The organism is Streptomyces sp. NBC_00503, assembly GCF_036346895.1.
GTDB lineage: Bacteria > Actinomycetota > Actinomycetes > Streptomycetales > Streptomycetaceae > Streptomyces.
The window spans coordinates 6,176,398-6,190,356 of the sequence record NZ_CP107855.1 but is presented as its reverse complement, the minus strand read 5'-3'; the positions used below and the strand labels follow the sequence as shown (position 1 = coordinate 6,190,356).

13 protein-coding genes are annotated in these 13,959 nt (G+C 73.2%); 4 read left to right on the top strand and 9 right to left on the bottom strand.

Annotated features, from left to right (window positions below; genetic code table 11):
* Positions 1 to 15 precede the first annotated feature (15 nt).
* The 4 genes from OG490_RS28490 to OG490_RS28475 all read right to left on the bottom strand — a co-directional run bounded on the left by OG490_RS28490 (position 16) and on the right by OG490_RS28475 (position 3,331).
* Positions 16 to 927 carry an LppU/SCO3897 family protein gene (locus OG490_RS28490; RefSeq protein WP_330299119.1) on the bottom strand — a complete coding sequence of 304 codons (912 nt, stop codon included), beginning with the start codon at positions 925 to 927 and terminating at the stop codon, positions 16 to 18.
* Positions 928 to 1,081: 154 nt separating this feature from the next.
* Positions 1,082 to 1,498, bottom strand: a complete 417-nt coding sequence (locus tag OG490_RS28485; protein ID WP_330299118.1) for a hypothetical protein — start codon at positions 1,496 to 1,498, stop codon at positions 1,082 to 1,084.
* A 106-nt stretch (positions 1,499 to 1,604) separates the two neighbouring features.
* Positions 1,605 to 2,003 (bottom strand): RidA family protein, encoded by a 399-nt coding sequence (locus tag OG490_RS28480; protein WP_330299117.1) that lies wholly within the window; start codon positions 2,001 to 2,003, stop codon positions 1,605 to 1,607.
* Positions 2,000 to 3,331: an acyl-CoA dehydrogenase family protein gene (locus tag OG490_RS28475; RefSeq protein ID WP_330299116.1), complete on the bottom strand. Its 1,332-nt coding sequence runs from the start codon at positions 3,329 to 3,331 to the stop codon at positions 2,000 to 2,002. Before OG490_RS28475 ends, OG490_RS28480 begins: the two co-directional genes overlap by 4 nt.
* A 182-nt stretch (positions 3,332 to 3,513) precedes the next feature.
* On the opposite strand from OG490_RS28475, the gene OG490_RS28470 reads away from it, so the two are divergent.
* The 3 genes from OG490_RS28470 to OG490_RS28460 all read left to right on the top strand — a co-directional run bounded on the left by OG490_RS28470 (position 3,514) and on the right by OG490_RS28460 (position 6,863).
* Positions 3,514 to 5,145: an AMP-binding protein gene (locus OG490_RS28470; protein ID WP_330299115.1), complete on the top strand. Its 1,632-nt coding sequence runs from the start codon at positions 3,514 to 3,516 to the stop codon at positions 5,143 to 5,145.
* Positions 5,146 to 5,149: 4 nt separating this feature from the next.
* The gene (locus OG490_RS28465; protein WP_330299114.1) at positions 5,150 to 5,950 is read left to right on the top strand and encodes a PaaX family transcriptional regulator; all 801 of its coding nucleotides are present in this window, start codon (positions 5,150 to 5,152) and stop codon (positions 5,948 to 5,950) included.
* 61 nt (positions 5,951 to 6,011) lie between these two features.
* Entirely contained in the window at positions 6,012 to 6,863 is an 852-nt protein-coding gene (locus tag OG490_RS28460) for a GNAT family N-acetyltransferase (RefSeq protein ID WP_330299113.1), read from the top strand.
* Between the two features lie 14 nt (positions 6,864 to 6,877).
* Here the strand turns inward: OG490_RS28460 and OG490_RS28455 are convergent, their stop codons facing one another.
* Together OG490_RS28455 and OG490_RS28450 are read right to left on the bottom strand one after the other, a co-directional pair.
* Positions 6,878 to 9,148 carry a bifunctional salicylyl-CoA 5-hydroxylase/oxidoreductase gene (locus tag OG490_RS28455; RefSeq protein ID WP_330301104.1) on the bottom strand — a complete coding sequence of 757 codons (2,271 nt, stop codon included), beginning with the start codon at positions 9,146 to 9,148 and terminating at the stop codon, positions 6,878 to 6,880.
* 106 nt (positions 9,149 to 9,254) lie between these two features.
* Positions 9,255 to 10,082 carry an enoyl-CoA hydratase family protein gene (locus OG490_RS28450; RefSeq protein ID WP_330299112.1) on the bottom strand — a complete coding sequence of 276 codons (828 nt, stop codon included), beginning with the start codon at positions 10,080 to 10,082 and terminating at the stop codon, positions 9,255 to 9,257.
* 279 nt (positions 10,083 to 10,361) lie between these two features.
* Here OG490_RS28450 and OG490_RS28445 point away from each other — a divergent pair, with 279 nt between their 5' ends.
* Complete coding sequence (locus OG490_RS28445; protein ID WP_330299111.1) at positions 10,362 to 10,808, top strand: ATP-binding protein; 447 nt, start codon at positions 10,362 to 10,364, stop codon at positions 10,806 to 10,808.
* A gap of 64 nt (positions 10,809 to 10,872) precedes the next feature.
* Here OG490_RS28445 and argF read toward each other — a convergent pair whose 3' ends face one another.
* The 3 genes from argF to OG490_RS28430 all read right to left on the bottom strand — a co-directional run bounded on the left by argF (position 10,873) and on the right by OG490_RS28430 (position 13,840).
* Positions 10,873 to 11,883, bottom strand: a complete 1,011-nt coding sequence (argF, locus tag OG490_RS28440) for an ornithine carbamoyltransferase (RefSeq protein ID WP_330299110.1) — start codon at positions 11,881 to 11,883, stop codon at positions 10,873 to 10,875.
* Between the two features lie 124 nt (positions 11,884 to 12,007).
* Positions 12,008 to 13,234, bottom strand: a complete 1,227-nt coding sequence (locus tag OG490_RS28435) for an arginine deiminase (RefSeq protein WP_330299109.1) — start codon at positions 13,232 to 13,234, stop codon at positions 12,008 to 12,010.
* A gap of 138 nt (positions 13,235 to 13,372) precedes the next feature.
* Entirely contained in the window at positions 13,373 to 13,840 is a 468-nt protein-coding gene (locus tag OG490_RS28430) for a hypothetical protein (protein ID WP_330299108.1), read from the bottom strand.
* Positions 13,841 to 13,959: the final 119 nt, after the last annotated feature.

The following is a 13,959-nucleotide window of genomic DNA, read 5'->3' as shown; positions in this document are numbered from 1 at the left end:
GATCCTGCCGGGCGTTCATTGGCGGGCGTAGGAGCCGATGCCGACCAGGCAGTACACGTACTGGTTGAGGGTGGCTCCGTTGACGGTGTAGCGGTAGGAGAAGGCGTACTCGGTCTTCGGGTTGTCGTTGCAGCGGTTCAGGTCCGAGGTCAGCGGGATGCTCTCGATCACCCGGTAGTGGGCGTCGGAGGCCGAGCAGGAGACCTCTTCCACGTCCGTGACCTTCTGCGCGGTCGTCGAGTCCGGCAGCGAGCCGTTGAGGCAGGTGCCCCGGTCGAAGGGGGTCGGGGCCGCCTCGGAGGGCACGGGTGCGGGGGCGGGCACGGCGCCGCCGGCCGGGGTGCTCGGCACCGCGGTCGGGACCGGGACCGGGACCGGGACCGGGACCGGGTCGGGCGACCAGACGCTGAAGGAGGGTGCGGGCTCCGGCGCCGCCTCGGTGTCGTCGTCGTGGTTCAGGCCGCTCAGCACGGCCGCGCCCGCGATGATCGCGACGAGGACTCCGAGCGCCACCAGGCATCCGCGCGCGCCCGAAGCGCTCCCGGCACCGGGCTGCCCCGGGGCCGGGGGCTGGGCCGGGCCCTGCCCCTGGGGCCGGGCGTCGGAAAGCGCCGGCCCCGGAGGTGAGATCCAGGGCGAGGCCGGGTGCCGGGGCGAGGGGGGCGAGGGCGGCGGTGGCGGGGGTGGCGGGGGCGGTGGGGGCGACGGAACCCTCCCCGGGGCGGCCGCACCGGCGGCCGGGCCGACCCGGATCCGGGCCAGCACCTCGGAACCGCCGACGCGGACCCGGACGAGGTCCCCGTCCTTGCACGGCGGGATCCTGAGCCGGGCCGGGCCGGTCGGCAGGGTCACCGGAACGATCACACCGTGGGCGGCCTGCTGCGGAGTGATCGTTAAGGGGATCTCTTGGATCTCTTGGGACGACACCGACTGCTCCCCGAGGTGACGGTCGCACGGACGTGCGCTGCGTGCACAGCACACGGGATTCTGCCCGGCATCCGTACGAGGACGCAGCCGTTCCGCGAGATCACCCCCGGACCCTCACCCCCGGACCACCAGCGGGTCGCGCATCGCGGCCCGGTCAGCCGTTCCAGCCACCGTCGTGCCCGTGGCCGCCGTTGCCGTTCCAGCCGCCGTCGTTGTTCCAACTGTCGTTGTTCCAGCCGCCGTCGTGATCGTGGTTGTTCCAGTCACCGTCATGGCGGCCGTCGTTCCAGTGGTCATTGCTCCAATTGCTGTTGTCCCAGTTGTTGTTCCAGCTGTCGTTGTTCCAGTTGCTGTTGTCCCAGCACCAGCTGGGCCGGTCGCTTCCACGTGACGGGTCGCAGCAGTTGCGCCACCAGCCGTCACCACGCCAGTCGGAACACTGATACGTCTGCGGCAGACCCGAGGGGGAAGTAGAGGTAGCGGCAAAGGCGCTTCCCAGGGGCATCAGACCGAGTGTGATCCCGGCCGCTCCTGCCACGGCTGCCGCAACGAACCCACGGCGCATGTTCATGCACCTCCGCTATTGAAGGGGCGAATTGCCCCGAAACAAGGCATTTCCACCCTCCACCCTCCCCAGCCCACTGTCAAAGGCACCCGCTCCCACCAGCACAAACGACCTACGGCAGGACCGCGAGTCCGTCCATCTCGACCAGCGCGGCCTCGTCCCACAGCCTGACCACGCCCACGACCGCCATCGCCGGGTACTCGCGCCCCGCCAACCGGCGCCAGATCCGGCCGAGTTCGGCGGCCGAGGCCCGGTAGTCGGCCACGTCGACCGCGTAGACGGTGACCCGCGCCAGATCGGCCGGTGCGCCGCCCGCCGCCGCGAGCGCCGCGAGCAGGTTCGTCAGCGCCCGCTCGAACTGCTGCGGCAGGCTCTCCCCCACCACCTTGCCCGCGCCGTCGAGCGCCGTCTGTCCGGCCAGGAACACCAGCCGGCTCCCGGTGGCCACCACCGCGTGCGAGAACCCCGTCGCCGGGGACAGCTCCGGCGGGTTGATCCGCTCCGGGCTCATGCCCCGCCCTCCTTCGCCGCCCGGGAGTGGTCCCGGTAGAGCTCCTTCGCGATGATCGTGCGCTGCACCTCGCTCGCCCCCTCATAGATCCGCGGCGCCCGTACCTCCCGGTAGAGGTGCTCCAGCAGGTGCCCGCGCTGGAGGGCCGCGGCCCCGTGCAGCTGCACCGCGTGGTCGACCACGTACTGGGCCGTCTCCGTGGCCAGCAGCTTCGCCATCGCCGCCCGCCTCGGCACCTCGGGCGAGCCGCTGTCGTAGGCGCCCGCGGCCGCGTAGACCAGGAGCCGCGCGGCCTCGGTGCGGGTGGCCATCTCGGCCACCCGGTGCGCCACGGCCTGCAGGTCCCCCAGGACGCCACCGAAGGCGGTACGGGACGCCGTGTGCGCCACCGTCGCATCCAGGGCGGCCTTCGCCATCCCGACGGCGAAGGCGCCCACGCTGGGGCGGAAGAGGTTCAGGGTGTCCATGGCCACCCGGAAGCCGCGGCCGGGCTCCCCCAGCAGGTCGTCCGGGCCGACCGGGACCCCCTCGAAGGACAGCGCGCCGATCGGGTGCGGGGAGAGCATGTCGAGGGGCTCGCCCGAGAGCCCCGGCCGGTCGGCCGGGACCAGGAAGGCGCTGATCCCCTTGGCCCCCGGGCCTTCGCCGGTCCGGGCGAAGACCGTGTAGAAATCGGCCTCGGGCGCGTTGGAGATCCAGCGCTTGAGCCCGTGCAGCCGCCAGCCCGCCGCCCCGTCCCGTACCTCCCGTACGGCTTCGAGCTCCAGCGCCGCCGCGTCCGAGCCGGCCCCGGGCTCGCTCAGCGCGAAGGCCGCCACGGTCCGGCCGGCCCGTACCCCCGGCAGCCAGCGCTCCCGCTGCGCCGCGGTGCCCGAGCGCAGCACCGGGTGGGCGCCCAGCCCCTGGAGGGCGAGCGCCGTCTCGGCCTCGGTGCAGCCGTAGGCGAGGGATTCGCGCAGCAGGCACAGTTCCAGCGCGCCGGAGGTGAAGAGCCGCTCCAGCAGTCCCGCCTCGCCCAGTGCGGCCAGCAGCGGCCGGTTGACCCGGCCGGGCTCCCCCTTCTCGGCGAGCGGTCGCAGCGACCGGGCCGCGAGGTCGCGCAGCCGCGCGCACCACTCCTCCTGTGCCGCCCCGAGCGCGAAGCCGGCCGATCCGGTGGAGCCCGACCCGACCGACCCGGCGGACCCCGACTCGGCCGACCCGCTCGACCCCGCGACCCCCGACCCGGTGGCCCCCTCGGCCCCCACCCCGTCCGCCCCGTCCGCCCCTGCGGCCCCTTCCGACCCTGTGGACCCGGCCGATCCGGCGAATCCCGAGATTCCCGTCATCCGAATGCCTCAGCCCCTATCGCGTCCCATTGACTGCCGTCACCATCACGATACGCTCGTGCTGCGACCGTACGGCAGCCCCACAGCCCCACCTTCTCGGCAACTCAAGGTCCATCGGTTCCATTCACTGGGGGCCGGGTCCCCAACCGGGGCCCGGACCGTCACAAGGGGGCGAACCCGCCTTGGAGCTCAAGCCTTCCGCTCACCGTGACACCTTCGCCCGCGACCATCTGCCACCCGCGCACGCCTGGCCGCGGCTCCTCTTCGAACTCCCCGGGCTGGCCTATCCCGACCGGCTCAACTGCGGGGTGGAGCTGCTCGACGCCACCATCGCCCGGCTGGGCCCGGACCGCCCCGCCTTCCGCGGCGCGGACGGCACGGTGTGGACGTACGGGGAGCTGAGCGCCCGCGTCGACCGGCTCGCGCACGTCCTGCGCGCCGACCTCGGCGTGGTCCCCGGCAACCGGGTGCTCCTGCGCGGCCCCACCGGCCCCTGGCTCGCCGCCTGCTGGCTGGCGGTGATGAAGGCCGGTGCGGTGGCCGTCACCGTCCTGGCCCAGCAGCGGGCGCAGGAGCTGGCCACGGTGTGCGCGATGGCCCGGGTGAGCCACGCCCTGTGCCATGCGGAGGTGGTCGACGACCTGGTCAAGGCCCAGGTGCCGGGCCTGCGCATCACCGCGTACGGCGGCGATTCCCCCGACGACCTGCTGCACCTCGCACAGGGCCATCCGGAGCCCTTCCCGGCGGTGGAGACCTCCGCCGACGACGTGGCGCTGATCGCCTTCACCTCGGGGACCACCGGGCGCCCCAAGGGCTGCATGCACTTCCACCGCGACCTCCTCGCGGTGGCCGACACCTTCTCCCGGGAGGTGCTGCGCCCCCGCCCGGACGACGTCTTCGCGGGCAGCCCGCCGCTCGGTTTCACCTTCGGCCTCGGCGGGCTGGTCGTCTTCCCGCTGCGGGCCGGCGCCTCGGCGCTGCTGATGGCGGACGCCGCCCCGCGCCGGCTGCTGCCCGCGCTGGCCGAGCACCGGGTGTCGGTGCTGTTCACCGCGCCCACCGCGTACCGGTCGATGCTGGACACGCTGGGCCCGTACGACACGGGCGCCTACGACCTCTCCGCGCTGCGCCGCTGCGTCTCGGCGGGCGAGAACCTGCCGGCCGCCACCTGGCAGGCCTGGTACGAGCGCACGGGTCTGCGGATCATCAACGGGATCGGGGCCACGGAGCTGCTGCACATCTTCATCTCGGCGGCCGACGAGGACATCCGGCCCGGTACGACCGGCCGCGTGGTGCCGGGCTGGCAGGCCCGGGTGGTGGACGAGGCGGGGCGCCCGGTCGCGGACGAGGAACCGGGGCTGCTGGCCGTACGGGGGCCGGTGGGCTGCCGCTATCTCGCGGACCCGCGGCAGGGCGAGTACGTGCGCGACGGCTGGAACGTCACGGGCGACACCTATATCCGCGACGCGGAGGGCTACTTCCGCTACGTCGCCCGGGCCGACGACATGATCGTCTCGGCGGGGTACAACATCGCGGGCCCGGAGGTCGAGGAGGCCCTGCTGCGCCACCCCGACGTGCTGGAGGTGGCGGTGGTCGGCCGTCCCGACGAGCGGCGCGGTCAGGTCGTGGTGGCGTACACGGTCCTGCGGGAGGGCGTGGTCCTCACCGAGGAGGCCCTGCGCACCTTCATGCGGGCCGAGCTCGCCCCGCACAAGTGCCCGCGCGCCTTCGTCTTCCTGCCCGCGCTGCCCCGCACGGCGACGGGCAAGCTGCAGAGGTTCCGGCTGCGCGATCGAGATCTCGATCTACAGTGATCTCGTGGTCGAGCAGCACACCCCGCGATCTCTGATCGTCACGTTCTACGGCGCCTACGGGCGGGCCTTCCCGGGCCCGGTCCCGGTATCCGCGCTGGTCCGCCTGCTGGGCGCGGCCGGAGTGGACGCCCCGTCCGTCCGCTCGTCGGTGTCCCGGCTGAAGCGGCGCGGCTTCCTGCTGCCCGCGCGGGCCGAGGACGGCGCCGCGGGCTACGAGCTCTCCGAGGAGGCGCGCCAGCTCCTGGAGGACGGTGACGGGCGGATCTACGGGGCTCCGCGCCGGTCCCGGGAGTGGCTGCTGGCCGTGTTCTCCGTCCCGGAGCAGGAGCGCGCCAAGCGCCACCTGCTGCGCTCCCGGCTGGCCCGGCTCGGCTTCGGCGCGGTGGCACCGGGCGTCTGGATCGCCCCGGCCCATCTGCACGGGGAGACCCGGCGCACCCTGGACCGGCTGCACCTGACGCCGTACGTGGAGCTGTTCCGCGGCGCCCACCTGGGCTTCGCCCCGACCGCGGAGGCCGTGGCCCGCTGGTGGGACCTGGCCGCGCTGGCCAAACAGCACGAGGAGTTCCTGGACCTGCACGAGCCCGCCCTGCGCGCCCTCCAGCAGGGCCCGGCCCCCACCGCGGAGGCCGCCTACCGCGGCTACCTGCTCGCCCTGGACACCTGGCGCCGCCTGCCGTACGCCGACCCGGGCCTGCCCCGCGACCTCCTCCCGGCGGACTGGCCGGGCGACCGCGCGGCGGCGGTCTTCACCGAACTCCACACCCGGCTGCGGGACATCGGCGCGAGGTTCGTGGAGCCGTAGGCGGCCCCCGGGCGCCGGAAAACCGGCTGCGGGTGCGTCCCGGTCCACGCCACGATGGGGCATGACATGGACCTTCAGCTCTGATCTGGCGGCCTATCTGGCCGCCGCGCGCCCGGCCATCGCCGCCGAGCCCGTCGTCAACACCATCCTCCTGACCGCGCTCGACGCTCTGGAGCGGCGGGGCCTCGACGCCTACGGCTCCGCCGCCCCCTCCTTCGGCTGGTGGACGGGACGGGCCCCCGGCCAGGAGGGTGTCGTCACCGGCGCCCTGATGTGGACCCCGCCGTACCCCCTGCTGATCGGCGCGCTGCCCGCGGAGGCGGTCCGGGAGCTGGGGACCGCGCTCGCCGCCGAGCCGCTGCTGGCGGGGGTCGACGTGCTGAGCGCCCGCCGCGAGGACGGGCAGGTGCTGGCCGCCGCCTGGGGCAGGCCCACCGAGATCGCCGAGGAGAACCGCCTCTACCGGCTCGCCGGGCTCATCGCCCCCGATCCCGCACCGGCCGGGCGGTCCCGGCGCGCCACCGAGGCCGACCTGCCGCTGCTGCTGGACTGGGTCACCGCCTTCAAGCAGGAGTCCGGGGAGGGCGGAGCCGCCTCCGAGGGCGCCCTGCGCGACCGGCTCTCGTACGGGGGCATGCTGCTCTGGGAGGAGGCCGGGACCCCGGTCTCGCTGGCCGGGTTCTTCCGCCCGATCGGCGCGGTGAGCCGGATCGCCCCGGTCTACACACCTCCCGGGCTCCGCGGCCGCGGCTACGCGGCCGGGGTCACGTACGCGGCGAGCGAAGCGGCGTACGCGGCCGGCGCCTCGGAGGTGCTGCTCTTCGCCGACCTGACGAACCCCACCAGCAACGGCGTCTACCAGCGCCTGGGCTACACCCCGGTCGAGGACCGCATCGAGGTGGCCCTCGTCTGAGCCGCCGGGACCCCCTACCCCCGTCCCGTCGGCGGTGGGCGGCTGCCCGCCAGGTAGGGGGAGGGCCAGGGCGCGGCCGGGCCGGTGTAGGACTGCTCGGCGGCCGCGTGCAGGGTCCAGTGGGGGTCGTAGAGGTGGGGGCGGCCCAGCGCGCAGAGGTCGGCGCGCCCGGCCAGGAGCAGGGAGTTGACGTCGTCCCAGGAGGAGATCGCACCGACGGCGATGACCGGGACGCCCAGGGCGTTGCGGATCCGGTCTGCGTACGGGGTCTGGTACGAGCGCCCGTACTCCGGGGTCTCCTCCGCGACCACCTGGCCCGTGGAGACGTCGATGGCGTCGGCCCCGTGGGCGGCGAAGGCCTCGGCGATGGCCACGGCCTCGTCCGGCGAGGTTCCGCCGGGTGCCCAGTCGGTGGCCGAGAGCCGGACCGTCATCGGCCGGTCCGCGGGCCAGACGGCGCGGACCGCGTCGAAGACCTCCAGCGGGAAGCGGAGCCGGTTCTCCAGCCGGCCGCCGTAGGCGTCGGTGCGGTGGTTGGTGAGCGGGGAGAGGAAGCCGGAGAGCAGGTAGCCGTGGGCGCAGTGCAGTTCCAGCAGGTCGAAGCCGCTGTCCGCGGCCCGGACCGCGGCGGCCGCGAAGTCGGAGCGGACGGCGGCGAGCTCGCCGGTGGTCAGGGCGCGCGGGACGGCCGAGACCCCGGGCCGGTACGGCAGCGCGGAGGCGGCCACCAGCGGCCAGTTGCCCTCGGTCAGCGGGGAGTCCATGCCCTCCCACATCAGCCGGGTCGACCCCTTGCGGCCGGAGTGCCCGAGCTGGACCCCGAGCGCGGTTCCGGGCGCCGAGGTGTGCACGAAGTCGGCGATCCGCGCCCAGGCGGCCGCCTGCTCCCGCGTGTACAGGCCGGTGCAGCCGGGCGTGATCCGGCCCTCGGCGCTGACGCAGACCATCTCCGTCATCACCAGGGCGGCCCCGCCGAGCGCCCGCGCGCCGAGGTGCACCAGGTGGAAGTCTCCCGGCACGCCGGCTTCGGCGGCTGCCGAAGCACCCCCAGTCGCCGAGTACATGTCCATCGGGGACACCACGACCCGGTTGCGCAGGGTCAGTCCTCGCAGCGTGAACGGCGTGAACATCGGCGGAGTTCCCGGGTCCGTGTCGGGGCAGCCGAACTCCCTTTCCACCGCACGGGCGAACCGTGCGTCGCGCAGGGCCAGGTTTCCGTGGGTGACCCGGCGGCTGCGCGTGAGGAGGTTGAAGGCGAACTGCCGGGCGGGCTGGCCGACGTATCCGGAGACCTCCTCGAACCACCGCATGCTGGCGGCCGCCGCCCGCTGGGTGGAGGCCACCGCCGGCCGCCGGGCGGCCTCGTACGCGGCCAGGGCGTCGGGGATGGAGCCGTCACCTCGGGCGCCCACCGCGCGGGCCAGGGCGAGCGCGTCCTCCACCGCCAGTTTGGTGCCGGAGCCGATCGAGAAGTGCGCCGTGTGCGCCGCGTCACCGAGCAGGACGACGTTGCCGTGCGACCAGTGCTCGTTGACGACGGTACGGAACCGCGTCCACGCGGAGCGGTTCCCGCGCAGCGGCCGTCCGCCCAGCGCCTCGCTGAAGATCTTGGCGCAGCGCGCCGCCGACTCCTCCTCGTCGCACAGGTCGAAACCGGCCGCCTGCCAGACCTCCTCGCGCATCTCCACGATCACGGTGGAGGAGTCCCCCGAGTACGGGTAGGCGTGCAGCTGCATCACCCCGTGCTCGGTCTCCGCGATCTCGAAGCGGAAGGACTCGAAGGCGAAGTCGGCGGCCAGCCAGACGTACCGGCAGCGCCCGCCCGTCACCGTCGGCCCGAAGTGCCCGGCCCCGCTCTCCCGGATCGCGCTGTTCACCCCGTCCGCGGCGACCACCAGGTCGTACGAGGCGGAGAGGGTGCCCGGGTCGGGCGCCGGGGCGCGGAAGCGGAGCCGGACCCCGAGGCCCGCGCACCGCTCGTGCAGGATCTCCAGCAGCCGGCGGCGCCCCAGCGCGGCGAAGCCGTGGCCGCCGGAGGTCAGCAGCCGGCCCCGGTGCACGATGTCCACGTCGTCCCAGCGCACGAACTCCGCGCACAGGGCCGCGTAGACGACCGCGTCGGCCTCTTCGATGCCGCCGAGGGTCTCGTCGGAGAGCACCACCCCGAAGCCGAAGGTGTCGTCGGGGGCGCCGCGCTCCCAGACCTCCACCGCGTGGCCCTGGCGGGCCAGCAGCGCGGCGGCGTACAGCCCGCCCGGTCCGCCGCCCACGACGGCGATCCGCAGCCGGTCGTGGGTCGGGCCGCCGGTCAGGCCTGCGGTCGCGTCTGCGGTCTCGTCCCCGGTCGTGTCTGCGGTCGCGTCTGCGGTCTCGTCTGCGGCGGACACGGGATCACCTGCCCTTCCACTGGGGCGGCCGCTTCCCGGTGAAGGCCGCGTGGAACTCCCGGTAGTCCTCGCCGTTCATCAGCAGCGCCTGCGTGTTCGCGTCCAGCTCCACCGACGCGGCGAGCGGCATGTCCAGTTCCGCGGTGAGCAGGGCCTTGGTCTGCGCGTAGGCGAGGGCGGGACCCGCGGCGAGGTGCGCGGCGAGCTCGGCGGCCCGTACGGAGGCCTTGCCCTCCTCGGTGACCTCGCTCAGCAGCCCGATCCGCTCGGCCTCGGGGGCCCTGACCTGCTCCCCCAGCATCAGCAGCCGGGTGGCGTGTCCGAGGCCGACGACCCGGGGCAGCAGGTAGGCGGCGCCCATGTCCCCGCCGGAGAGGCCGACCCGGGTGAAGAGGAAGGCGAAGCGGGCGGTGGGGTCGGCGATCCGGAAGTCCGCGGCGAGCGCGATGACGGCTCCGGCCCCGGCGGCGATCCCGTGCACGGCGGCGATCACCGGGAAGGGGCATTCACGCAGGGCGCGCACCACCTGGCCGGTCATCCGGTTGAAGTCGAGGAGCTGGGCGGTGTCCATGGCGAGGGTGGCACCGATGATCTCGTCCACGTCGCCGCCGGAGCAGAAGCCGCGCCCTTCGCCGCCGAGCACGAGGGCGCGTACGGAACGCTCCCGGGACAGTTCGGCGAGCAGATCGCGCAGGTCGGCGTAGGCGCCGAAGGTGAGCGCGTTCAGCTTTTCGGGGCGGTCGAGGGTGACGGTGGCGACGCCGTCCTGCCGGTCCACCCGCAGGTGGCGCCATCGTTCGGTCGCTGGTGCGGAACCAAGGAAGGGGCTCACCTTCCCGAAGGTATCACCGGACCGTGACCGCCGTCACAGAAACGCGACACCTGCATCCGACAGCTCTGCATCCACAGGCCCAGGGCCCCACCTCACGGAAACGGGCCACACGCGCCGAAGGTCCCGAACACCTGGTGGCCCTGGTCCCTTGCGCTCACGTCGGGGTGCCCTACGAGGAGACATTTCCACTTCGTATCGTTGAAAGCAGGATTTCCCACCGCATCACCCGCTACGAACCCCCCGAACGCTCCCCGACCCCACGGAACGGACGGTCCTGCCTTGCCCGACGCCTCCGACATCCCCCACCCCCGCGACGCACACGCCTGGCGGATCGCCCTGCCGCACTCGGCCGCGGCCGTGCCGATCGCCCGTGCCCTGGTCCGTACCGCCCTCGCCGACATCGAGGCGCCCGCCGACAGCGACACCGCCGAGCTGCTCACCGCCGAGCTGGTCGCCAACGCCGTCGAGCACACCCCCGGCACCGCCCCGATCGAGCTCGTCGTGGAGCTGCTGGCGAACGGCTGCCAGGTCGAGGTCCACGACGGCGATCCGCACGCCCCCGCCGATCTCACCGCGGCCCGCCCGGACGACGCCCACCCCGACCCCTGGCAGGAGCACGGCCGCGGCCTGCTGCTGATCCGGACCCTGAGCTCGGCCTGCGGCCACCGCCGCACCCCGCACGGCAAGGCGGTCTGGTTCACGCTGCCGGCCCGGCCCCCCGTCTAGAGCGACGGGCAGCCCGAGCTGGCGCCCGAGCGACAGCCCGACCGGCTCCGCCACCGGCGCATGACTATGCGCCGGGCTTCGCGAGCATCGCGACGAGGACGGCCTTGATCGTGTGCAGCCGGTTCTCGGCCTCGTCGAAGACCACCGAGTGCGCGGACTCGAACACCTCGTCCGTCACCTCCAGCGACTCGAGCCCGTGCCGCTCGTGGATCTCCCGGGCCACCTTGGTGCCGAGGTCGTGGAAGGCCGGCAGGCAGTGCATGAACTTCACGTCCGGGTTCCCGGTGGCGCGCAGCACGTCCATGGTGACGGCGTACGGGGCCAGGGCCTCGATCCGCTCGTCCCAGACCTCCTTGGGCTCACCCATGGAGACCCAGATGTCGGTCAGGACGAAGTCCGCCTGGCGCACCCCCTCGGCCACGTCCTCGGTGAGCGTGATCCGGGCGCCGCTGGCGGCGGCGAGCTCGCGGGCCGCGGCCACCACCGATTCGGCCGGCCAGTAGTGCCTCGGCCCGACGATCCGTACGTCCATGCCCAGCAGCGCGCCCGTGACCAGGTAGGAGTTGCCCATGTTGAAGCGGGCGTCGCCGAGGTAGGCGAAGGCGATCCGCTCCAGAGGCTTGGCGCAGTGCTCGGTCATCGTGAGCACGTCGGCCAGCATCTGGGTGGGGTGCCAGTCGTCGGTGAGGCCGTTGAAGACGGGCACGCCGGCGTGGGCCGCGAGCTCCTCGACGGTGTCCTGCGCCTCGCCCCGGTACTCGATGCCGTCGAACATCCGGCCCAGGACCCGTGCGGTGTCCCTGACCGATTCCTTGTGGCCCATCTGGGAACCGGAGGGGTCGAGGTACGTGGTGTGGGCACCCTGGTCGGCCGCGGCGACCTCGAAGGCGCAGCGCGTGCGCGTCGAGGTCTTCTCGAAGATCAGGGCGATGTTCTTGCCCTGGAGGCGACGCTGCTCGGTCCCGGCCTTCTTGGCCGCCTTGAGTTCGGCGGCGAGCTCGACCAGGCCGCGGAACTCGGCGGCGGTGAAATCGAGCTCCTTGAGGAAACTTCGGCCGACGAGGTCGGTGGCCATGGGGACTCCAGAGTCACGGTGACAGGGGAACTCTGGAAGTCTATACGAGCCTCTGCATTGATATACATGCAGATCAGTGTGGTGTCCGCCTCGGGCTCGGGCCCCGGTTGCTGCTGGACGGCCCCTAGACGGCGTCCCGCTCCACCGGGCAGCTCATGCAGCGCGGTCCGCCCCGCCCCCGCCCCAGCTCGCTGCCCGGGATCTCGATCACCTCGATGCCCTCCTTGCGCAGGTAGGTGTTGGTCGTGACGTTGCGCTCGTACGCGACGACCACGCCCGGCTCCACCGCCAGCACGTTGCAGCCGTCGTCCCACTGCTCGCGCTCCGCCGCGTGCACGTCCTGGGTGGCCGTGAGCACCCGGATCGAGTCCAGCCCGAGGGCGGCGGCGATGGCCCGGTGCATGTGCTCCGGCGGATGGTCGGTCACCTTCAGCTCGCTCGCGCCGTCGCCCGGCTCGATCGTGTAGGAGCGCAGCATGCCCAGGCCCGCGTACTGGGTGAACGTATCTCCGTCCACCATCGTCATCACGGTGTCCAGGTGCATGAACGCCCGCCGCTTCGGCATGTCGAGCGCCACGATCGAGGTGGCCGAGCCGGCGGCGAACAGCCCGCGCGCCAGCATCTCCACCGCCTGCGGGGTGGTCCGCTCGCTCATCCCGATCAGCACGGCCCCGTTGCCGATGACCAGGACGTCACCGCCCTCGATGGTGGAGGGGTAGTCGGCCTGACCCTGCGACCAGTAGTGGAAGGCGCCGGAGGTGGTGAAGAGCGGGTGGTGCTTGTAGATCGCCTCGAAGTGCACGGTCTCGCGCTGCCGGGCCGGCCAGCGCATCGCGTTGATGGAGACCCCGTCGTAGATCCAGGCGGAGGTGTCCCGGGTGAACAGGTGGTTGGGCAGCGGCCCCAGCAGGAAGCCGTCGAGTTCCAGGGCGTGGAAGCGGACCGACACCGGCTCCGCGTGCCGCTCCAGGAACTCCCGCTTGGTCATCCCGCCGACCAGCGCCTCGGCCAGGTCCGCCGAGGGCAGCGAGTCGAAGACCGAGCGCAGGTGGTCGGTGGCGAGCGGCCCGTACTCCTTCTCGTCGAAGACCCGGTCCAGTACGAGGTGTCTGGCCTCGGCAATGTCCAGGGCCTCGGTGAGCAGGTCGCCGAAGAGGTGGACCGCCACGCCCCGGTCGCGCAGTACGTCGGCGAAGCCGTCGTGCTCCTGGCGGGCCCGGCGCACCCAGAGCACGTCGTCGAAGAGCAAGGCGTCCTTGTTGCTCGGTGTGAGCCTTTTCAGCTCCAGGTCGGGCCGGTGGAGGATGACGCGGCGAAGCCGCCCGGTCTCGGAATCGACATGGAATCCCATGCCGTACACGTTCGCAGACCGGGCGGCTTTTTGACGCGGCGTCGGACCGGCCGCTTGGGACCGGCCGGTTCGGACCGACGCTTCGGGCCGACGCTTCGGGCCGGCCGTTTCGGGTCGGCCGGTTCAGCGCAGGCCGGTTCAGCGCAGGCCGAGGAGGGCCTCCGGGGTTCCCGTCAGCTCGGGGGCGGCCAGGCCCAGCTTGGGAGCGGTCAGGTTCGGCAGCCCGTAGTTGGACCCGTCCGGCATGCTCAGCGGGGCGCCGAGGATCAGGCCGGGGCTGCGGGTGTGCACGGTGGTCGCGGGCGCACCCAACGAACCCTCGCCATCCGTCTCGGGCCGGCCGGCCAGGTTCGGCACCGGGGAGGTGACGAGGGTGTCCCCGAGGTCGGTGGCGATCGGCACGACCGGGAGCAGCGGGGTCGGGAGCAGGTCCCCCGTGTGGTGGACGGGCGCCTGCGGGGCGCCGACGACCGGCACCGGCACCCCGGTGGCGATGTGCGGGACGTCCACGCCGAGCGTGGTGCGCACCGCGTCCAGGGGGACACTCACGGGCACCGCGTCGGCCATGGCCGGGGTGGCCGCGCCGGCCGCTGCCATACAGGTCATGAGTGCCGCAATGCTTCCGCGCGCGGTCATCTTCATAGGTGACGTTCCGTCCTTCCAGAGGTCGCGGACATTCCGCTGCCCTGGATGAACGATCCCGCCGGTGGTTTTCCCGGAGTTCT